This window comes from Oceanobacillus sp. GQ8 (assembly GCF_059758495.1).
This window is the reverse complement of sequence record NZ_JCAXEV010000002.1, coordinates 633,406-653,502: the sequence shown is the minus strand read 5'-3', so window position 1 is coordinate 653,502 and position 20,097 is coordinate 633,406. Positions and strand designations below refer to the sequence as shown.

25 protein-coding genes are annotated in these 20,097 nt (G+C 41.1%); 19 read left to right on the top strand and 6 right to left on the bottom strand.

Annotated features, from left to right (window positions below):
• Positions 1-23 precede the first annotated feature (23 nt).
• Positions 24-1,103, bottom strand: a complete 1,080-nt coding sequence (locus tag AC6CHS_RS08165) for a glycosyltransferase family 4 protein (RefSeq protein WP_498235499.1) — start codon at positions 1,101-1,103, stop codon at positions 24-26.
• Positions 1,104-1,355: 252 nt separating this feature from the next.
• On the opposite strand from AC6CHS_RS08165, the gene AC6CHS_RS08160 reads away from it, so the two are divergent.
• The 14 genes from AC6CHS_RS08160 to gvpU all read left to right on the top strand — a co-directional run bounded on the left by AC6CHS_RS08160 (position 1,356) and on the right by gvpU (position 8,505).
• The gene (locus AC6CHS_RS08160; RefSeq protein WP_498235497.1) at positions 1,356-1,760 is read left to right on the top strand and encodes a hypothetical protein; all 405 of its coding nucleotides are present in this window, start codon (positions 1,356-1,358) and stop codon (positions 1,758-1,760) included.
• A 105-nt stretch (positions 1,761-1,865) separates the two neighbouring features.
• Complete coding sequence (locus AC6CHS_RS08155) at positions 1,866-2,207, top strand: YflT domain-containing protein (RefSeq protein WP_498235495.1); 342 nt, start codon at positions 1,866-1,868, stop codon at positions 2,205-2,207.
• Positions 2,208-2,648: 441 nt separating this feature from the next.
• A complete protein-coding gene (gvpT, locus tag AC6CHS_RS08150; protein WP_498235493.1) occupies positions 2,649-3,122 on the top strand; it encodes a GvpT/GvpP family gas vesicle accessory protein in 474 nt (157 codons plus the stop codon).
• Positions 3,122-3,580 carry a gas vesicle protein GvpQ gene (gene gvpQ / locus AC6CHS_RS08145; RefSeq protein WP_498235491.1) on the top strand — a complete coding sequence of 153 codons (459 nt, stop codon included), beginning with the start codon at positions 3,122-3,124 and terminating at the stop codon, positions 3,578-3,580. Before gvpT (AC6CHS_RS08150) ends, gvpQ begins: the two co-directional genes overlap by 1 nt.
• A gap of 52 nt (positions 3,581-3,632) precedes the next feature.
• Positions 3,633-3,893 (top strand): gas vesicle protein GvpJ, encoded by a 261-nt coding sequence (gene gvpJ / locus AC6CHS_RS08140; protein ID WP_036578416.1) that lies wholly within the window; start codon positions 3,633-3,635, stop codon positions 3,891-3,893.
• A gap of 98 nt (positions 3,894-3,991) precedes the next feature.
• Positions 3,992-4,249, top strand: coding sequence for a gas vesicle protein GvpO (gvpO, locus tag AC6CHS_RS08135; protein WP_498235489.1), 258 nt, complete (start codon positions 3,992-3,994; stop codon positions 4,247-4,249).
• 38 nt (positions 4,250-4,287) lie between these two features.
• Positions 4,288-5,055: a GvpL/GvpF family gas vesicle protein gene (locus tag AC6CHS_RS08130; protein WP_498235488.1), complete on the top strand. Its 768-nt coding sequence runs from the start codon at positions 4,288-4,290 to the stop codon at positions 5,053-5,055.
• Positions 5,055-5,309 (top strand): gas vesicle protein GvpG, encoded by a 255-nt coding sequence (locus AC6CHS_RS08125; RefSeq protein WP_498235486.1) that lies wholly within the window; start codon positions 5,055-5,057, stop codon positions 5,307-5,309. The genes AC6CHS_RS08130 and AC6CHS_RS08125 overlap by 1 nt, the downstream gene beginning before the upstream one ends.
• Before the next feature lies 1 nt (position 5,310).
• Positions 5,311-6,150 (top strand): GvpL/GvpF family gas vesicle protein, encoded by an 840-nt coding sequence (locus tag AC6CHS_RS08120; protein WP_498235484.1) that lies wholly within the window; start codon positions 5,311-5,313, stop codon positions 6,148-6,150.
• Positions 6,134-6,406 carry a gas vesicle protein gene (locus tag AC6CHS_RS08115; RefSeq protein WP_036578423.1) on the top strand — a complete coding sequence of 91 codons (273 nt, stop codon included), beginning with the start codon at positions 6,134-6,136 and terminating at the stop codon, positions 6,404-6,406. Before AC6CHS_RS08120 ends, AC6CHS_RS08115 begins: the two co-directional genes overlap by 17 nt.
• The gene (locus AC6CHS_RS08110; protein ID WP_498235482.1) at positions 6,372-6,656 is read left to right on the top strand and encodes a gas vesicle protein K; all 285 of its coding nucleotides are present in this window, start codon (positions 6,372-6,374) and stop codon (positions 6,654-6,656) included. Before AC6CHS_RS08115 ends, AC6CHS_RS08110 begins: the two co-directional genes overlap by 35 nt.
• A 172-nt stretch (positions 6,657-6,828) precedes the next feature.
• Positions 6,829-7,188 carry a gas vesicle protein gene (locus AC6CHS_RS08105; RefSeq protein ID WP_498235480.1) on the top strand — a complete coding sequence of 120 codons (360 nt, stop codon included), beginning with the start codon at positions 6,829-6,831 and terminating at the stop codon, positions 7,186-7,188.
• Positions 7,175-8,065, top strand: coding sequence for a GvpT/GvpP family gas vesicle accessory protein (gvpT, locus tag AC6CHS_RS08100; protein WP_498235478.1), 891 nt, complete (start codon positions 7,175-7,177; stop codon positions 8,063-8,065). Before AC6CHS_RS08105 ends, gvpT (AC6CHS_RS08100) begins: the two co-directional genes overlap by 14 nt.
• 32 nt (positions 8,066-8,097) lie before the next feature.
• Positions 8,098-8,505 (top strand): gas vesicle accessory protein GvpU, encoded by a 408-nt coding sequence (gene gvpU, locus AC6CHS_RS08095; RefSeq protein WP_498235476.1) that lies wholly within the window; start codon positions 8,098-8,100, stop codon positions 8,503-8,505.
• A gap of 69 nt (positions 8,506-8,574) precedes the next feature.
• On the opposite strand, the gene AC6CHS_RS08090 is transcribed toward gvpU, so the two are convergent.
• Genes AC6CHS_RS08090 through AC6CHS_RS08075 form a run of 4 tightly spaced genes read right to left on the bottom strand, consistent with a single transcriptional unit; the run spans position 8,575 to position 11,827 of the window.
• Positions 8,575-8,877 (bottom strand): PTS sugar transporter subunit IIB, encoded by a 303-nt coding sequence (locus tag AC6CHS_RS08090; RefSeq protein WP_161463868.1) that lies wholly within the window; start codon positions 8,875-8,877, stop codon positions 8,575-8,577.
• A complete protein-coding gene (locus AC6CHS_RS08085) occupies positions 8,878-9,216 on the bottom strand; it encodes a PTS lactose/cellobiose transporter subunit IIA (RefSeq protein ID WP_498235474.1) in 339 nt (112 codons plus the stop codon).
• Positions 9,217-9,222: 6 nt separating this feature from the next.
• The gene (locus AC6CHS_RS08080; protein ID WP_498235473.1) at positions 9,223-10,509 is read right to left on the bottom strand and encodes a PTS sugar transporter subunit IIC; all 1,287 of its coding nucleotides are present in this window, start codon (positions 10,507-10,509) and stop codon (positions 9,223-9,225) included.
• 1 nt (position 10,510) lies between these two features.
• Entirely contained in the window at positions 10,511-11,827 is a 1,317-nt protein-coding gene (locus AC6CHS_RS08075) for a 6-phospho-beta-glucosidase (protein ID WP_498235471.1), read from the bottom strand.
• Positions 11,828-12,046: 219 nt separating this feature from the next.
• On the opposite strand from AC6CHS_RS08075, the gene AC6CHS_RS08070 reads away from it, so the two are divergent.
• From AC6CHS_RS08070 to zwf, 5 genes are all read left to right on the top strand, one after another.
• On the top strand, positions 12,047-12,775 hold the full coding sequence (locus AC6CHS_RS08070; RefSeq protein ID WP_498235469.1) for a GntR family transcriptional regulator: 729 nt from the start codon (positions 12,047-12,049) through the stop codon (positions 12,773-12,775).
• A gap of 16 nt (positions 12,776-12,791) precedes the next feature.
• Positions 12,792-13,490 (top strand): chitin disaccharide deacetylase, encoded by a 699-nt coding sequence (chbG, locus tag AC6CHS_RS08065; protein WP_498235467.1) that lies wholly within the window; start codon positions 12,792-12,794, stop codon positions 13,488-13,490.
• A gap of 271 nt (positions 13,491-13,761) precedes the next feature.
• Positions 13,762-14,505 (top strand): threonine/serine exporter family protein, encoded by a 744-nt coding sequence (locus tag AC6CHS_RS08060; RefSeq protein WP_498235465.1) that lies wholly within the window; start codon positions 13,762-13,764, stop codon positions 14,503-14,505.
• A 12-nt stretch (positions 14,506-14,517) separates the two neighbouring features.
• Positions 14,518-14,976, top strand: coding sequence for a threonine/serine exporter family protein (locus tag AC6CHS_RS08055; protein WP_498235463.1), 459 nt, complete (start codon positions 14,518-14,520; stop codon positions 14,974-14,976).
• Between the two features lie 201 nt (positions 14,977-15,177).
• Positions 15,178-16,680, top strand: a complete 1,503-nt coding sequence (zwf, locus tag AC6CHS_RS08050; RefSeq protein WP_498235461.1) for a glucose-6-phosphate dehydrogenase — start codon at positions 15,178-15,180, stop codon at positions 16,678-16,680.
• 339 nt (positions 16,681-17,019) lie between these two features.
• Here the strand turns inward: zwf and AC6CHS_RS08045 are convergent, their stop codons facing one another.
• Complete coding sequence (locus AC6CHS_RS08045; RefSeq protein WP_498235459.1) at positions 17,020-20,094, bottom strand: efflux RND transporter permease subunit; 3,075 nt, start codon at positions 20,092-20,094, stop codon at positions 17,020-17,022.
• Positions 20,095-20,097: the final 3 nt, after the last annotated feature.

Here is a 20,097-nt window from a genome sequence, read left to right as displayed (position 1 = left end):
TTGTACTTATTTTCCGTAATTATTCAACCCTTAGATTTTTGTTTCTTGTTAAATAGTCTCCCGATTGAATCAAGAACTGGGCGCTTGCCACCCATCACAATTCCTGCAAGCTCCGCAAAAATATGTAATAGTGCCAAAACAAACAGCGTAATTACAAAGGAAATGGTGATATTCGCATTCGAGAACAAGATCGCCATGGCTCCAAACAAGGCACTGAACCCATAAATAATGAGTACCGTGGTGCGGTGACTGTATCCTGCATGAAGCAACTGATAATGAACATGCTTATTATCCGCCATCATAATATTTTCTTTATTATAGGCCCTTCTTACAATAGCAAATAGGGTGTCGAATATTGGCACTGCAAGTACAATAATTGGAATAATAAAACTGAACAGGGCGATATTTTTAAACAAACCGAGCATCGACACGACTGCAATCATATACCCCAGGAAATTTGATCCCGAATCTCCCATATAAATCTTTGCTGGGTAAAAGTTATGAAATAAAAACCCTAGATTGGCGCCGATTAATACAATACTTAAATAGGCAACAAGAAGTTGGGCATCGATAACTGCCATGATAAAAATGCTTATCAACGCAATTGTTGTGACACCAGTAGCAAGCCCGTCCAGGCCGTCGATTAAATTAATCGCGTTCGTAATCCCCACGACCCATAATACCGTGATCAGCACACTAACAAAGCCCAATTCGACTGTACCGAAGAACGGCAAGGTAAGTTTTTCAATGATCAAGCCAGATGAAACAAGAAAAGAAGCAGCAACTAATTGGCCTGTTAGCTTAACTACTGGCCTGATACTGAAGCGATCATCCAAAGCACCTGTCAAAATGATAACCAGTGCACCGATTAGTATTTCTGGTAGATGTGGGTGGCTAGGCTGTAAATAAAGTGCACCCAAAAACGCACCAAGGAAGATAGCAATGCCCCCAAGTCTTGGCGTAACTTTTTTATGTACTTTTCGGTGATTTGGCAGATCCACTGCCCCAATGACGTTAGCAAATTTTATAACGGGATATGTTAACACAAGGGATGATATGGCTGCGATAAGAAATGCGATTACGAAGTCGACATAATTAAACATAAATTTCTCCTATAATTCATGATGACTGACCCTTCTATTTTTCCGTAGAACTTTCCTAGATTATATCGAAAAAAGTAAGCTTCAAGCAAGTTTCTTTTTGGAAATAATCGCTCACTTTATGTAGTCCCACCAAAAAGTGAGTCATATGCTTGCTTTTATCTATTATTATCCCCCTCTGCAAAACCGTGAAAAAATGAAACATTCAACCTGTTAAGCCGTACTACAACATGTTGTTGAAAGGAGGTGGATAAAATGGTGGCCTATTACTTTGTCGCAGCTGCTGTTCTGGCTGCATTACCAATTCTCACTCTTTATAAAGTATTAGTGGGAAAACTGAAAGAAGAACCTGCAGCACAAGCAAGCATCCAACAGAAATTTTTTATCAGTGTAGCACTCAGCGAAACAATCCCGCTATTATTAATTGTGTTCGGGTACATAAATCTTACGCCCGTTAACTCGATGGAAGAGTTGTATATTCCCGGTCTCATTGTTCTCTTCATTATGGCTTACGCTGTTTTCTTTATTTTTCTACAACGCAATGTAGATGTCACACCAGAGGCTAAGCCGATTGTACAATCATTTACACTGATTAGTTTAGCTTTGGCTTTAGGGGTGCCAATTATTGCATTAGTTTCTTTATTTATGATGATGCCATAACAGGAAGCCTAATTTTTTCCTATCAACCTATAAGTGAACACCATTTTGGATCTGGTTTGACCTATTAAAAAGCAGGGTACCTTCTACAAAAAGGAGGGACCCTGAATGGAACCTAAATTTAAAATTTACCATAACGACGAACATTTAAGTGAAGCGGTTGATAAACTCCGTAACGATGGTATACCTGATGATGATATCTATATCCTTTCTATAGATAATGATCATGATCGCAGAGCAAGAAAGGATACCGATGCAAATAAAATCGGTGTCAAAGTAACCGGCGTTAGTACGGCACTCAAAAATGTTTTCAAAGGTAAAGGGGACACCATACGTTCCAAACTAAATGAGATTGGCTTTGATAAATCGAAGTCTGAACAATTAAAAGTTGAATTGGATAAAGGGAAATCCTTACTTGTCGTAACAAATCAGGAAAGTATAGATATTTAATTATCAGTGTAGACGTCTACAGAAGAGTTAAGATTAACTCTTCTGTAGGCTTTTTTTATCCCGGTGCAACCGTCCGTAAGACTCCCACTTCAAAACATGAGGTACCGTGATGTTTAAGTGGGAGTAAACGGACGCTAACACCCCGATTCGTTCAACTAACAATCAAGGGGGGAAGAACAAAAACCCCCCCACTGATTGAAGTTTCACTTTATCTCCATACACAAAGGTGTAACGAAAAAGTAACCTTTGTCATCTTTTTCGGATTATCCCCCATATTATCCTCTTTCTATATTTCAAAGATGTCTAGCGAAGAAATAATTGATGTAATATTTGGTATTTATTTAAAATGTGCCTTTATACCGAGTTTCACCCGAGTCCCGTAAGGCTATAGATAACAAACTTCATAGCTAATAAATAAGATCCCCAGAAAGGAGCAAGCAAGTGTGTGACAAGGAGAATAAAACAGTATCCAGACACAAGATGGAACAAAAGCAGCAACCATCGGTCCCATATACTCTTGCAGGAGGAATAATAGGAGCTGGTTTTGGCTTCTTAGCCAGTCCGGAAAATGGTAAAAGAATCGTTAACCGAATTGGTCAATCTTCCGTGCTAAAAATTGCTGGACGGGAAGTACTGCGGACTACCCAGGACATGCTGACAGAGCAGGCGATGTTAGCTTTACGCCAGAATGCAACAGGCTACATCCAAAAGTACACCGACAAATTGCACGAACCAAGACAGGAAACCAGTCCAAATACGTTGGAGAACAACCAAGATCCTTATCAAGAAAAATACGAGGAATTAAAAGAGGAAAATAAAAACCTCCACAATAATCTGCAACGGATTGAAGACAAGTTAAATACTTTACTTGAGGTGGTTGGGAAGGATGACCAATCACGTAAAGGGGGAATTTAATGGCAGATGTAGTCAAGAAAACAGTTAAAAAGGTTGCAAAGAAGGCACTTGAAAAAACACCTGATGCGATCCAAGAGAAAGCAAAGGACAAAGTGCAGGAAAAAGCAACAAACCTTATGAAAGATAAAGTAGAAGAGAAAGCAAGATCACAAGCAGAAATGGCTGCCAACAAGTTAAAAAAAGTCAAAGAAAATAACAACAAGAAAGTTCATTCACGAGCAGAAACAGCGAAGGAAACGATGCAGGACAGTCTGCTGGCTGTTCGGGACAAATTGAGTGATGCCAAAGAAGCCGGTGAAGCATTACAGGAGAAAGTAAGTAATGGCAAACGTACCAAAGGTCGAGCTCGCACCTTAAAAGGGCCGAATGATATAAAAGGTATTTCCCACATCAAAAGCATCAGTAATCTTAAGAGCACGGCAGATATCAAGAAGGCAACAAATTTGAAGTCACCTTAAGGATATGAAGACATTAGGTTCAAAATAATCGATTGCGAAAGGAGAATGAATAATGGCAGTACAAAAGAGTACAGACAGTTCTAGCTTAGCAGAGGTTATTGACCGAATTCTTGATAAAGGGATCGTAATTGATGCCTATGTGAGAGTTTCCGTAGTAGGTATCGAGATTTTAACAGTGGAAGCAAGAGTTGTCATCGCAAGTGTCGATACGTGGTTGCGCTATGCAGAAGCTGTTGGGCTACTACGGGATGACGTTGAGGAAGAAGGCTTACCAGCACAGCAGAATGAACGAGATGCTCAGTTTAGTATATAAGTCCGTGTTCAAAGGACTGATAAGACGCAATATTCACTTGGAGAACAGTGGGTTGATGCCTACTGTCCTCCCCTTATTCAAAGGAGTTGGAGGATGCAATGGCTATTAAAGAATTAATGGATAATGTAGCAGAATTTTTCAGAGCAAACGTTGCTCCCCCTCATAAAATTACATCCGTAGAAAAAGGAGAAGATAATGGCTGGAGAGTAACAATCGAAGTGATCGAAGAAAAAGAGTATATGAGAAAATACGCAAAGGATGAAATGCTAGGTATTTATGAAGTCTTTTTAAATGATGAAGAAGAGGTAACCTCATTTAAGCGCCTAGATATCCGCTACCGAAGCAAGATTGAATAAAGGATGCCTTTGATGGTATGTAAAGGAGTGACGGATAAATGGTCGAAACAGAACAAACCGGAATCTATATTTTCTGTGCAGTCCAAACAAGCGAACCAATTGATTATGGCACTATCGATATTGACGGAGCTCCAAGGGATACCTTCGCTGTCCAATATCAGGATGCGGCGATGATCGCCTGTGAAGCTCCTATGAAGATCTATCACCCAAACAAGGAAAATTTGATGATGCACCAATCAATGGTTTCAAGAGTGATGGAAGCGAATGATACAGTCATCCCTATCAGTTTTGGAAATGTATTCAAAACGGAGAAGGATGTACAAATATTACTTGAAAACCTTTATAGCCAGTTCACTGAAATATTTCCAGAGATTAAGGGGAAAATTGAAGTCGGTTTAAAGGTGATTGGAAAAAAAGAGTGGCTAGAAAAGAAAGTACAGGAAGATCCTGAGCTGGGGAAAATGGCAGTGACCACAAAGAGCAAGTCAGCCGCAGCTGGGTACTATGACCGTATAAAGCTTGGTGGAGCAGCGAAGAGCTTTATCACGAGCCTTAGACAGGATGTACAAAAAAATATTTACCATCCACTTAAATCCCAGGCAACTGCAGCTACTTCGAATGAGACACAAGGGGAGAAAATTTTATTAAATGCCTCCTTTCTAGTCGACCGTGAAAAAGAAGAGCAATTCGATGAACTGGTCAGTGAACAGCATGATCAGTGGAAGGATAAAGTAGACTTTCAATACACTGGTCCATGGCCAGCCTATAACTTCATTAATATTCGTCTAAGTGTTGAGGAAGCCTGATGCTTGTCTCAGGGTCTATTAAAACCATTATCGGTATAGCCAAGAAAGTACAGGAAGAAGTCGATAAGGAACTTTATGACCTACCGACAATACAGCAAAAGCTCATTCAACTACAGATGATGTACGAATTGGAAGAAATACCTGAAGAAACGTATAAAGCGAAAGAAACAGAATTACTTTTTCGTTATGAAGTGGCTAAGAAAAAAGAAATGGAACAGTGGGAAGCACTTACGACGCAAAAGGAAGAGGATTAAAATGAGCAACCTAATTTATTTATATGGCCTTGTGCCAACAGAAGAAATTGAAAAGGATTCTTTATCTAGCCTGACAGGTTTTGACGGAGAAAGCAGTTTATATTCGTTACCAATGGACAACATAACGGCCATTGTATGTGCGTTACCTGCAGATGGTTATAATGCTGCAACGATTGAAAGCAAACTAAACCAAGACATGGAATGGTTGCAGAATAAAGCATTTCATCACCATGAAACCATTACAGCACTTCACCAAAAATATACGTTTATTCCATTAAAGTTTTGTACAATTTATGAGGATACATCGAACCTTTACGAAACAATCAGATCAAACAAAAAACAGCTTACTGATTCTTTTCAAACCCTTCATGATAGTGAGGAATGGACCTTAAAAATCTATTGTAATGAACAAAAGCTACGTGAATCTATTAAACAATCAGATCCTGCGATTGAAAAACAGAAGGAAGAAATATCTAATCTACCTCGAGGCAGACAATTCTTCGAAAAAAAGAAGATTGATTCCCTTGTTGGTAAACAACTCGATCAAGAAAAAGACAGATTTGGAGAAACCCTCCATCGATTAGTAAAAGACGTTGTAACAAACTATACCGTGAAGAAAAACTGGAACAAGGATATGACAGGGCTGAAAGAAGAGATGGTTTGGAATAGCGCCTACTTGGTGCCTAAAGAAAAAGTAGAAAACTTTATAAATGTCATTTTGAGGTTTGAAAAAGAGCAGGCAGACACGGTGTGGAGAATTGAAGCAACAGGACCTTGGCCAGCATATCATTTCTCTGATTTTTCTCAAAGTGAGGCTAAAAGTTATGCCAACAACTCGTGAAACAATAGCCAATAAAGAAGTAGGCTTGATTGATATTTTGGATGTCATCCTCGACAAAGGGGTTGCCATCAAGGGTGACTTAATTATTTCGATAGCAGGAGTTGATCTGGTATATCTTGATTTACGTGTGCTAATAGCCTCAGTAGAAACACTTGTCCAGTCCTATAATCACCCAGAGGTTACCTCAGATAATTTCGACAACCAAAGGAGGGATTTGCTCGATGCTACAGGACAGCAAACAGAGTGGACGAATTAATCTTGATCCAGACAGTGCCCAAGACGGTCTTGCCCAACTTGTTATGACCGTCATAGAACTTTTAAGACAAGTAGTGGAACGGCACGCAATCAGACGGGTCGAAGGCGGCACTTTAACTGATGAGCAAATTGAAGATCTTGGCATTGCCCTTCTGAATTTAGAGGAAAAAATGGAAGAACTTAAAGAAATATTCGGTCTGGATGCCGAGGATTTAAATATTGACCTTGGGCCATTAGGAAATCTTATGTAATAAAGTGAAACTTCAATCAGTGGGAGTTTTTATTCTTCCCCACTGATTGTTAGTTAAACGAATCGGGGTGTTAGCGTCCGTTTACTCCCACTAAAAACTAATGGTTTCACTTCATGTTTTGAAGTGGGAGTCTTACGGACGGTTGCTCCGGGATAAATAGGAGGGCTGCTATATGCCTGTCGAACAACAACTGCAGCATGGCAACGGACCTAGTAATCTTGTGGACGTCTTGGAAAAAGTATTAGATAAGGGCGTCGTAATTGCCGGTGATATATCCGTAGGCATTGCCGATGTAGAACTGTTAACGATTAAAATTCGGCTTATTGTCTCTTCGGTTGATAAAGCCAAAGAAATAGGTATGGATTGGTGGGAAACAGATCCATATCTGTCTTCCAAAGCCACAGAAAAAACTACAGCTTTAGAACAAGAGAATAAACAATTGCATGAAAGGCTAAATGCATTAGAGGATAAATTGTCCAAAAATGAATCTACAGCACAGTCAACAGGAGGGGAAAAATATGACCAAGGATAAAAACGCTAGCGATAAAAAAGGTGGAGCCATCAAACGAGCGGCAACCGGAGGGGTTGTAGGAGCAACAGTTGGTTATTTATCCGCACCACAGAACAGGAAAAAACTTATGACTAACTTAAGTAAGGAAGTGCTTGTAAACAAAGGAAATCAAATAGGCTCCCTTACAAAAGAAAAATTAAGTACGTTGAAGGATACGGGAAAGGAAAAATCGACGAACGCGTACCAAAACATAAAAGACTCTACGACCAGTCTATTAAAGAAAAGGAAAGATGAAGATAGTAATACAGGTACAGATCAAGAGGAAGAAGAATCCGTCGAGTTACCAGAAGCTGATGATGAAGAAGAACTTCAGAATACTGGCGCGAGAAATCAAGAGTATGATGCATTAAAAGAGGAAAACGAAGCGCTACAAACTAGGCTGGATAATCTTGAAGAAAAAATGAATCAGTTCTTGGACGCTCAACGTAACGAGGACAAGGGAAGTCAAGATGATAGCGAAGATCAAGAAGATATTGAAAGCCAGGATGACAACGAAAATCAAGAAGATAACGAAAGCCAGGATGACAGTGAAGAGCAAGAAGATAATGAAAACCAAGATGACAGCGAAGAGCAAGAAGATAGTGTAAGCCAAGATGACAACGAAGACGACGATGAGAAAGACAACGAGACAGAAACAGAGGATGAGAAAAAGTCTTCTCCTAAGCTTAATGCAAATAAGAAATCCAATAAGGGAAAAAAGGCTTCAGGAAGTAAAAAATCCACAAAGAAACCTGATAAATCTAACAGCAATACAAAATCTACAAAAGCGAAAAAGAAATCTGCTGATTCTAGTGAAGATGAGACCGATATTGAAAGCAATGACGACACCTCTTCCTAGGCATAGAATTTTGAGCAAAAAGGAGAGATATGATGAGTGAATCCTTGATGAAAGATAATATACTATCCTATTTTGTGGTAGCTTCCAATAAGCATGATTTTAATCTCGATATTTCCTTGCTCGTAAATGGAGCACTCGTTTCAGGTACTTTAATCTCTGCACAAGATTATTTTCAAACATTAAGCAAGTCTTTTAAAGACGGGAATGACGTTTCCAAAACCGTCGGTGAACAGCTAGCAAAAACGAGCGAATCCTTGGCATCCCAAGACAATCCTAATCAGCCTGAATATATTCATTTGAAAAACTCGCAAATCTATTTCGGGGGAAATAAGCCTACACCTTCAAAAGGAGATATCCTATGGAGAGGAAAATTAAGTGAAGTAGACAGTTTTTTCCTAGGAAAGATCACCGAATCTAAAAACACGAGTAGCAGCAAGTAGACAGATAGTATACACAAAGAGGCAGAACCATCTTACCGAACAGATGGTTCTGCCATTAACTGCTGCTTCTTATTCTGTTAAAGCAATTGCCTGTTCAAGCACCTTATCTCCCCGAATCATGCCATAGGCCATCTGATCGATGATCGCTACTTTGATCCCTTTTGGCTCAAGTTGTTCTTTTATTTTCTTTTCTAAATACCTGACCTGGGGACCGATTAGGACTACGTCCAGATTATCCAGGTTGTTTTTTAACTGGGATTCTGCCAGTGCTTCGATATCGGCCTCCAACCCTTTATCTTCGGCAGCGCTTCTCATTTTTTTAACGAGCATTGATGTTGACATGCCAGCAGAGCAAACAAGAATAATTTTCATTTATTTTTCCCCCTCGATTTGTTTCATCTTTTCATACATATCTATCATCTCATTCGCTAGATCTTTCACCGTCATCGCCGTCATCAAATGATCCTGTGCATGAACCAGAATGACAGATATGTCACTTTCCTTTCCCCCTGCCTCATCTTGAAGTAGTTTGGTTTGAACGTGATGTGCCTCTGTAAAAGCTTCTTCTGCTTCTTCAATCTTTTCTCTAGCTGCTGTAAACTGATATTTCTTGGCTAGCGCAATTGCTTCCATTGCATAGGAACGAGCGTTTCCAGCATGCAAAATGATTGTAAACGAAAGCATTTGTAGTTCTTCGACTGTTTCCTCCATCTTTCATCACCCTTCCATTCGTTGTTTAAGCGCGCGTACTCCCGCCATGACAAACGGAATATACATGAGTACGGCGAGTGTCAGGTTAAATACTTGCAATGCAATTCCTCTCCAGCTTCCTCCTGTTACAAGGTATCCGCTCAATATCGGCGGCGTGGTCCAAGGCAGTATGGCAACTGTTTTAGGGACAATTGCTGTAGCGAGGGCGACATAAGAAGTAACCGTTAACGTCACTGGTATGAGAATAAACGGCAGTAGCATCACTGGATTTAACACGATAGGTAATCCGAAAATGACTGGTTCATTAATATTAAACAGCCCTGCCGGCGCTGAAAGTTTCGCAACTTCACGGTATGGATGGTTCTTTTCATGCCGGATAACGATAAAAATTGCAAGTAATAATGCTATGGTCGTCCCGGAACCACCCATGAATACAAAGGAATCTAGAAAAGGCTTGGTTACAATATTTGGCACATCAAAGGCTGACATCCCACTTTGAAATAAATCAAGGTTCTTTTCAATCAGGGGCAAGTAAACGGGCTCAATTACAGAACCAATGATATTCGTACCATGTAACCCGAAGAACCATAACAGATGGTTCAAAAAGGACACGACCATCGCTGCTGGCAATGTATTCCCTAGCCCTTGAAGTGGCTCCTGTATTGCATTAAAAATCATCTCAAAGATACTAATCTCCGCAAAAAAGCTTATTAATGCTTGGAATAAACCCACGATAATAAGAATAATCGATGCTGGGATCAGTGCTGTAAACGATCGTGCTACGCCATCTGGCACCCCTTCCGGCATTTTTATTGTCAGCCTTGACTTGATAAGCACTCGAAATAATTCTGTTAGAACCAATGCGAGTATAATTGCTACAAATAACCCTTGGGCTCCAAGCCATGCAAAGTTCAGCCCCCAGTCAGGTGTTTCCGGCACGAGCATGATATAAGCAGCAGCCGAGATCAATCCTGCTGATAGTCCGTCAATTTCATAGGACTTAGCCAAATTATAAGCAATAGAAAAAGCAATTAACAGACCTAGAACAGCAAATGTTCCATTCCATATGCTCCCCCCTACCTTCTGCCAGTTACCGTCTCCGAAAATTCCATTCAATAATTCTACTAAATTGAAACTGCCAAATGGCGGAAAATTATTAATTAGAATGCCAAGTGATCCAATAATAATTAGGGGCATAATGGCTACAAATCCATCCCGGATTGCTACAAGGTGACGTTGTGCCCCAATACGTCCAGCTATTTCAATAAACTTTTGCATAAACTTATTATTCATTCTAATTCCCCCTTGAATTAAATTGTGGTAAATAAGCTTTATGTGCTTCCAGCAGTTCGTCAAGCAGTAATTTGCTGCCCTCTTCCTCCCTGACTAGTGGATTCATAAGCATAGCGGTATACGCATCGTTGTAGTTTCCGGTCAGGCCTGCTCGAATGACAAGCTCTTCAAATGCTTTCATTTCATAAATCAAACCCTTTACTTGCGCTGGTAACTGGCCAACTGCAATGGGTTTTGGCCCATCCCCAGTGATTAAGGCATTCACCTCAATAACTGCATCATGAGGTAAATCTGGTATGGCCCCATTGTTCATTGTATTAACCGTCTGCACATCTCTCCGATTATTATAAATGGAATCCATCAGGCTGCATGCAACATCACTATAGAATGCCCCTCCTCTCTCTTCTAATTGATTAGGCTTTTCTCGTAAATCGGGATCTCGATATATGTTAAACAGCGATGTTTCCAGCTGTTGTACAACCTCCGCTCTTGTACCATTTTCCTTAAATGCTTTCATGTCTTTTTTCAAAACTTCCTTCGTTTGGAAATAATATTGATGGTAGGGATTTGGCAATAGGCCGACCGCTTCAATAAACGTTTTAGACCAGCCGAGATTCACAATATTGGCCGGTGAGTAATCCAGTCCCTGTCTTAGCTTTTCCAGCACTTCTGCTGTTCGGTCTTTTCCTGAAACGTTCACCTTGCTCCCAAACACAAAATGATTCATCCCGACAAACTCTATTTGCACAGTATCCGGGTTTACGTTTAGTATTTCTGCCGTGGATTGACGCATGTTAAACGGAATATTACAGACGCCAATAACTTTCTTATGAGGAGAATGCTTTAACAACGTCTCCGTAATGATACCTGCCGGATTGGTAAAATTGACAATCCAAGCTTCCGGGCAAATAGACTGTACATCTTCTGCAAGTTCCATCATGACTGGAATGGTGCGTAAAGCCTTGAAAATTCCTCCTGCTCCATTTGTCTCTTGGCCAATAAAACCATGACGTAGTGGAATACGTTCATCCTTCTCCCTTGCTGCCAGTCCTCCCACTCTGATTTGCGTGGAAACAAAGTCCGCGCCCCTTAAGGCCATTTTGCGATCAAGTGTCCAGGACAGGTTAATCGGGAGCTGTTGCTTCTCTATCATTCGTTTGGATAGCTCCCCCACAATCTCCAGCTTTTCCTTCCCTTCTTGCACATCCACCAGCACGATGTCGGTCACCGGAAAAGATTGATGTCGCCGAATGATCCCTTCGATTATTTCAGGTGTATAACTTGATCCCCCGCCGATAATTACAAGTTTTAGTGACATTCCAATGATCTCCTTCTCTCTTTAGTTAAAAAACTTTTCTCTCAATCTGCTACTCTCTTTACTATATGATTGCGCTTACTTGAAAATGTATCATACAAATTTTTATTTGTCCATACAATATAAAATATATTGTTATATTGTAGTTACAATAATAAAATATTGTCATTATATGTATCATCTTGTACACTTTACTTATAGAATGTGTGAAGGAGAAAGATTATGGACAAAAATCAGTCACTACACGCCTTTATCAAAGAAGAAATTTTGAACCGGATTAAATCCGGTCATTATAGAATGGGAGAAAAGATTCCCACCGAACTGGAGCTTTGCACAGATTTCGATGTTAGTAGAACAACAGTTAGAACAGCCTTAAACCAATTGACGTTGGAGGGCTATCTGGCTCGTCATCAAGGGAAAGGTACATATGTGGCAGATCCTAAGGTGAAACAAACTTTATCTCAGACTGTGAAGCGTTATAGTGATCAAGTTGCTGTACAAGGAAAGCAGGCAGAAATCTCTGTCCTCGATATTCATGTAGTCCCAGCTGATGAAAACCTTACAGGAATGCTGGATATAGAACTTGACGCTGCAGTACAACGAATTGAAAGAGTTCGGAAGGCAGATAAAGAGCCGACCCAGTATGAAATTTCCTATATCCCTTGGAAGGTAGCACCAGGAGTTACAACGCATCATGCCGAGACATCGCTATATGCTGCATTAAAAGATCATTTTCAGGTACAGATTGCCAAAACCACGGAGCACGTGGAAATTACGTTTGCAGACGACCGAATCTGTAAACATCTACAATGCGAACCGGGTATCCCGCTGTTTTATATTGAGACGGTTGCGGAGGACAAGGATGGTAATAAAATTGAGTTTTCCCGTTCCTACTTTCGGGGAGATAAAACAAACTTTGTTATTGAACGAAATTATCATACAGAAACGTAGTGGAGGAGGAATGGGTATGAAGGTTCTGTTTAACGCGGATGATTATGGACTAACAAAAGGAGTAACAGATGGCATTATCACAGCTCATACGAAGGGTCTAATCAGCTCTACGACCCTCATGATGAATGGGCTGGCCGTGGATTATGCGATAGATCAAGCAAGAAAGCATCCAAAGCTTAAGGTAGGGATTCATTTAGTTCTTACCTGGGGAAAATCATTACGTTCTGGGCTGAAGCAAATTACAGACACACAGGAAACGTTTCGTTATAAAAATACCTACCGAGAAATGGAAGTACCCGACTTACTGGAAGTCGAAGCAGAATGGCGTGCACAGCTGGAAGCATTTCAAAATACCGGACTCTCCCTTCACCATATTGACAGCCACCATCATGTTCACGGATGGGAACCGCTACGCGAACTTGTTCTATCACTTGCAAAGGAGTATGAGGTGCCAGTACGCTACGCTCCTTCATTAAAACAGCATTCAAGCTATTTGCTCACAGAAATGCTTTGGTTGGAATTTTACGAGGATGGGATTACCTCCAATCTCTTCGACCAGCTTAAAAATGAGAACGCAGCCAGTATTGAAGTCATGACACACCCCGCCTTCGTAGATGATGCCTTGCGTCACGAAAGCTCTTATACCTTAAAACGAGAAGAAGAATTGGAGGTCTTATGTTCCCTCCACGTACCCGAATGGGTGGAGCTTCTATAAGATTAATAGTTTAAAACAGCAGTCTGAATGGTAGTCTGCTGTTTTTCTCTACTTTAACTCTTTCATTTGCGACCACTACCCCTTATACTTTTATCATACAAAGTGAACCTTTATTTGGTGGGAGGCCTACTTCCCTAAATGTTAGTTTTACGAATCGGGGTGTTAGCGTCCGTTTACTCCACTAAAACATCACGGTTTCATTTCATGTTTTAAAGTGGGAGTCTTACGGACGGTTGCACCGGGATAATTTTAAAGAAAGCGCGGTAATCAAATGGATGAACGGAGAGTAATTTCCAATGTATGTATGCTCGCTGGAAAGATTATGCTGGAGAGTGGTGCAGAAACCTATCGTGTAGAAGATACGATGAATCGAATGGCGGCTGCTTTTCAATTGACTGAGGCAGAAAGCTATGCAACCCCAACTGGGATTAATTTTTCTACCGACAGTGAGGAAGCCTCCCACTTTCGACGTATCTCAAAGCGTTCAACAGATTTACATAAAATAGCAGAAGTAAATAGTATATCTCGGCAAATTGTGGCAGAAGGACTTGATCCACGAGAAGCGCTTCTATTATTAAAAGGCGTTTCTTCTTCAAAAGAACAGTATCCATCCTGGCTTCTGATTGTAGCTGCTGCTTTTGTTAGTGGCAGCTTTGCCATTATGTTTGGTGGACAATGGCATGATTTCCTGCCAGCATTTTTAGCTGGTGGAGTTGGATTTGCTGCAATGGTTGGCTTTGAGAAGCTCATTGAGACGCGCTTCTTTGCAGAGTTTTTCGCTTCCTTTGTTATTGGCGTTCTTGCGGTAGTTTGTCTACATTTTTCAATTGGAATAAACCTGGATAAGATTATTATCGGGGCTGTTATGCCACTTGTGCCTGGCCTGCACATCACAAATGCAGTAAGAGATCTTATGGCTGGCCACTTGGTAGCAGGGGTCTCTAAGGGCGTTGAAGCGATGCTGACAGCATTTGCTATCGGGGCAGGAGTCGCTGTTGTCTTTGCCTTTATTTAACAGGAGATTGACTTGAATGAGGTGTTTTTTATGATATTCGCACAATGTATTACTAGTTTCATAGCCGCCGCTGGCTTTGGCATTTTATTTAACGCCCCGCGAAAAGCCCTTATTCAATGTGGGCTCGTTGGCATGTTCGGTTGGCTTTTATATTATATTTTAGTAGCAGAAGGAATTGATGTGGTACCCGCCACAGTTTTTGCGGCGATGCTCGTTGCAGTACTAAGCCATATCTGTGCAAAGCTATACCGCACCCCCATTATTATTTTCAATGTTTCTGGAATTATTCCACTCGTACCAGGGGGCATTGCTTATGATGCGATGCGTAACTTTGTAGAAAATGATTACTTTCATGCGGTTCAGTTATCCGCAAAAGTGATGCTGCTTGCTGGTAGTATTGCCATAGGTCTAATGTTCTCAGAAGTAGTCAATCAACTTTTTCGTAAATCTTGGGATTGGTTAAAACCATAAGACAGTTCACTTTTGCTGTATAGGTTTCAAGCTTATGTAAAAGCTAATCAAAAGAGCAGAATGACTGTAGAAAACGTTCGTGCTCTAGGGGTATATTACGCCTTTCATTCAGATCTAATTTTCGTGCTAGTGTATCGCATCGGTTTGATTAGTTGATTTATCATTTTTTTCCTTATAGAATTATGTATTATCTCAAATGAAATGGAGAGGCTTTTTTTGACTAACCTACACACACCTAAAGCAGTTATTGTTATCTTCGGCGCAACAGGGGATTTAGCGAAACGAAAGCTCTTCCCTTCTATTTATAAATTATATAAGAGTGGTAAAATTGGCGACGATTTTGCAGTCGTTGGCTTGGCAAGAAGACCATGGACCAATGAGGTATTTCGCACAAATGTCAGGGAATCTCTGCAAAATGCACTCTCAATGGAAGAGGATGCGGAAGAGTTTACTTCTCATTTTTACTATCATTCGTTCGATGTAACACAGGCTGAATCCTATACGGAACTTAATGGTTTAATTACCGACTTGGAGTCTACATATAAAACGGATGGTAACAGAATCTTTTATTTGGCCATGGCTCCAGAATATTTCGGGTCTATTGCCCATCGCCTTGAAGAATATGGCTTGAAGAACAGCGATGGCTGGACACGTCTTGTCATTGAAAAACCGTTCGGTCATGATCTTAAATCAGCAAAAGAATTGAACAAGGAAATTCGAGTAGCATTCAATGAAGATCAAATCTATCGTATTGACCATTATCTAGGCAAGGAAATGGTACAAAACATTGAAGTAATCCGCTTTGCAAATGGTATTTTCGAACACTTGTGGAACAACCGATCTATTTCCAATGTGCAAATTACATCTAGCGAGGAGCTAGGTGTAGAAGAACGCGCACGCTATTATGATCATTCTGGTGCCGCAAGAGATATGGTCCAGAACCATATGCTGCAAATGGTCGCATTGCTTGCAATGGAACCACCAATTAAATTGACCACTGATGAAATACGCTCTGAAAAAGTAAAAGCATTGCGCGCATTACGTCAGCTCGAGCCAGAGGAAGTGGACGAGTACTTTGTACGAGGACAATATGGCAAAGGAACGATGAAAGGAAATGAAGTAGCTGGATATCGTGAAGAAGCTGAAGAGCTTCATGATTCCAATACGGAGACATTTGTTGCCGGCAAGGTAATGATTGATAATTACCGCTGGGCTGGTGTCCCTTTCTATATTCGTACAGGAAAACGGATGGCGGAAAAATGCACAAAAATCGTTGTAGAATTTAAGGATATTCCGATGAACCTTTACTACAAGGAAGAGGCGGAAAAGCATCCTAATTTGCTTGTCATTAACATTCAGCCAAACGAGGGCATCACATTATACCTAAATGCTAAAAAATCTGGTATGGGATCCATGGCAGAGCCCATTCAACTCTCATATACGAATAATGGTGTTAGTGGTATTAATACGCCAGAGGCTTATGAAAAACTCTTATTTGATTGCATGATTGGGGATACAACCAACTTCACACATTGGGATGAAGTTGCCCATTCTTGGGCTTTCATCGACACCGTCCTAAATAGATGGCAAGAGGTGAAAGCAGACTTCCCTAACTATCCTTCCGGCTCTATGGGTCCTGATGCAGCAAACCAGCTGTTAGAAAAAGACGGCTTCCATTGGTGGGATGTAGCGAAGAATGAATAGCTTGTGAAGTGAATAAACAGCAGTTCCGTGTTAGACGGGACTGCTGTTTATTGTGTGGTGGTTGATGAAGTGGTGCCTTTGGTGGGCAAGGCTTTCTCTCGCGGGCGATACTCTGCTCGTCACTGGCGATGTTCTCACTTTCTCAGCCGATACTCTCTTACTCTCGGGTGATGTTCTCTCACTCACGAACGATACTCTCTTACTCTCAGGCGATGTCCTACCTCTCACGGCTGATACTCTCCTCCTCTCAGCCGAAGTCCCCTCTTGCACGGACGATGCTCTCTCACCCTTCTAACAACAAAAAAAGAGCTCCTCGCCATTAGGCGAAGAGCTCTTATCCTATTCAATTAAGCCTTTTTCTTTTTTTCTTCTTTTTGTTATTTTTAATGTTAAATCATCAAACAGGGTGTACACTACTGGGATGAGTAGTAGTGTAAAGATACTTGAGACACCAAGTCCAAAGATGATGGTTACTGCTAGCGGTTGTTGTGTTTCCGCTCCTTCCCCTAGTGCAAGGGCAAGTGGAACCATTGCTAGGATAGTTGTTAATGTTGTCATCAAAATTGGGCGCAGTCTGCTTGGTCCTGCTTCTAAGATTGCTTCGTAACGATCTTTACCGTTTCGTCGCAAAATATTAATATAGTCTACCAGTACAATGGAGTTATTTACCACAATACCGGCGAGCATGATAATCCCAATAAATGCTGGGATACTTAATGGAATCCCTGCCACAAATAATCCTAGTAACACCCCGACAACTGTCGTAGGCATTGCAAACATAATGATTAATGGGAACAGGAAGTTTTCAAACTGAATTGCCATTACCGCGTACACGAGAAAGATAGAAAATACTAGGGCTAATGCCAGATCACTGAATGATTCTGCCATATCTTGGGCTTGCCCGCCAATGGAATAATTATAACCATCAGGTAAATTCATCTCTTCTAATGCTGCTTCAACATCTGTGACTACGCTCCCGAGATCACGACCCGAAATGTCACTGGTTATATTCAGCTGCGGTTGTTGATTTTCCCTGGTTAATGCTGCAGGTCCCTGCATGCTTTCAAGGTCCGCTACCTCTTCAAGTGGAATAACAGCACCACTTGGTGTTTGAATTTTAGTATCTCGTAAATCATTAATACTTGAGCGTTCGCCCTCAGGGTAGATCATGGTAACATCCATTTCCTGGCCTGCTTCACGATACTGTGTGGCTACTTGGCCAGTAAATTGTAACTGGATTTGTCCAGAGACTTGATCCTGTGTTAATCCATACATTGCTGCTTTTTCTTTGTCTACAACAATGTTCATTTGTGGGATGCCCTCATCCGCCCCACTTTCTGGATTATACACACCTTCTATATCAGAAATTTTGCTTACGACTTGATCTGAAAGCTCTGTTAGGACTTCATGCTCTGGGCCGTTTAACTGAATTTGAATCGGGTCCCCGGATCCCATTCCTGAATCCATAGAGCTAACGGTTATTTCTGCCCCGGCAATGTTCTGCAGGACATTATCCATATCTCGCACGATATCTGCAGTAGCTTCCTCACGTTCCCCTGATGGTGTTAACTGCATCGTGTAAGTGGCTGTATTACCGCCACCGCCTCCAATACCGTTACCTCCGCCAATGCTGACATAATTGGTTTCAATATCGCTTTCGAAATCTGTAAGTTTTTCATTCACTTGATCTACAATACTTTCGGTATGTTCAAGCGTACTTCCTAACTCTGTCTCGACTCGAACTTCCACTTGGCCTTGGTCTGCCGATGGAATGAATTCTGCCCCAATGAATGGGATAAGGCCTAAACTTGCTACGATCGCTAAGATTGATGCGATAACGGATGTTTTTCTATGACCAAGCACCCATTTCAGTACACTGCGATACTTTCCGTTTATCCAGCCTAAGAATCGGTCAAACCAGTATCTTCTTCCGTTATCCTCCATTGCTTTTGAGAGCAATTTGGATGAAAGCATCGGTACTAGCGTAACTGCCACAATCAGTGAGGCAATTAACGAGAACGATACCGCTAAAGCCAATGGCGTAAATAGATCGGAAGCAATTCCTTCTACATAAATGATTGGCAAGAATACAACCAATGTTGTCGTCGTAGAAGCAATAACGGCTGGTGCCAGTTCAGATGCACCCTTCGTTGCTGATTCAACTAGACTGTACCCTCGCTTACGGTAAGAGTATATGTGCTCTAGAATAACGATGGAACTATCCACCATCATACCGAGACCTAACGCCAATCCGCCTAATGTAAGGATATTTAGTGTTTCTCCTGTAAAGTACATCAATGTAAATGTTGCAATAATGGCGATTGGAATCGATAATCCAATAACCAATGTCGCCCGGACACTCTTTAAGAATAGCAACAAGATAAAGATGGATATAAGACCTCCAATGATAATGTTTTGTACAACTGAATCAATTGACATCTGAATAAAGTCTGATGTATCAATGATCACGTCCAATCCAACATCTGCTGGCAGGTTCTCCTTTATCTCTTGTAAACTATCTTCCACAGTAGTGGCTACATCTACAGTATTACTATCGGTTTTTTTGAGAATGGATAACACAACAGAAGGCTTTCCATTTACAAGTGTGGTACTCGACTCCTCTTTAAATGAGTCTTCCACTTTTGCAAGGTCTTCTACATGTACTGTGCTACCGGATTCTGTTTGGATAATTGTTTTTTCAATATCTTCTATCGATTCAAATTGTCCGGTCATTCGAAGCTGTAGATCCTTATTCCCTTGTTCCACAGTTCCGACAGAAGCATTTTGATTCGTGCTCCCGAGTGTCTGGGCAATCGTTTGGGCTGTTACTCCGTATTGCTGCAAACTTTCCTGGTCTAAAATAAGTTGAATTTCTCTTTCTTTGCTACCTTCAACCGTTACAGAACCTACGCCATCTTGTCTTTCCAAAAGAGGAACTACTTGCTCATCCGCAACTTCTGTTAAAGAGGCGGTGTCCTTCCCTGTTAGTCCAACCCACATGACTGGTAGTTGATCAGGATTAAAACGCATGATTCTAGGCTCACCTGATTGTCCAGGCAATGCACCGCTAACCTGATCGATACTTTCCCTAACGTCTAACAATGCCTGATCGAGGTCTGTTCCATTACTGAACATCATCACAACCAAGGACGAACCAGCCTGAGATTGTGACTGTACTGTTTCGATACCTTCTACTGTACTAACCGCTGATTCGATTGGCCGACTGACCAAATTCTCTACTTCTTCTGGCGCAGCATCTTGATAGGATGTAGCTACCACAGCCACTGGTAAATCTATTTTGGGAAATAGATCGATCGTTAGACTTCGCAAAGAAACTACTCCTAGTGCAATGATTGCCAGCACAATCATGATAACGCCAACCGGGCGCTTAACGGATGTATTTACTATTTTCAAAAC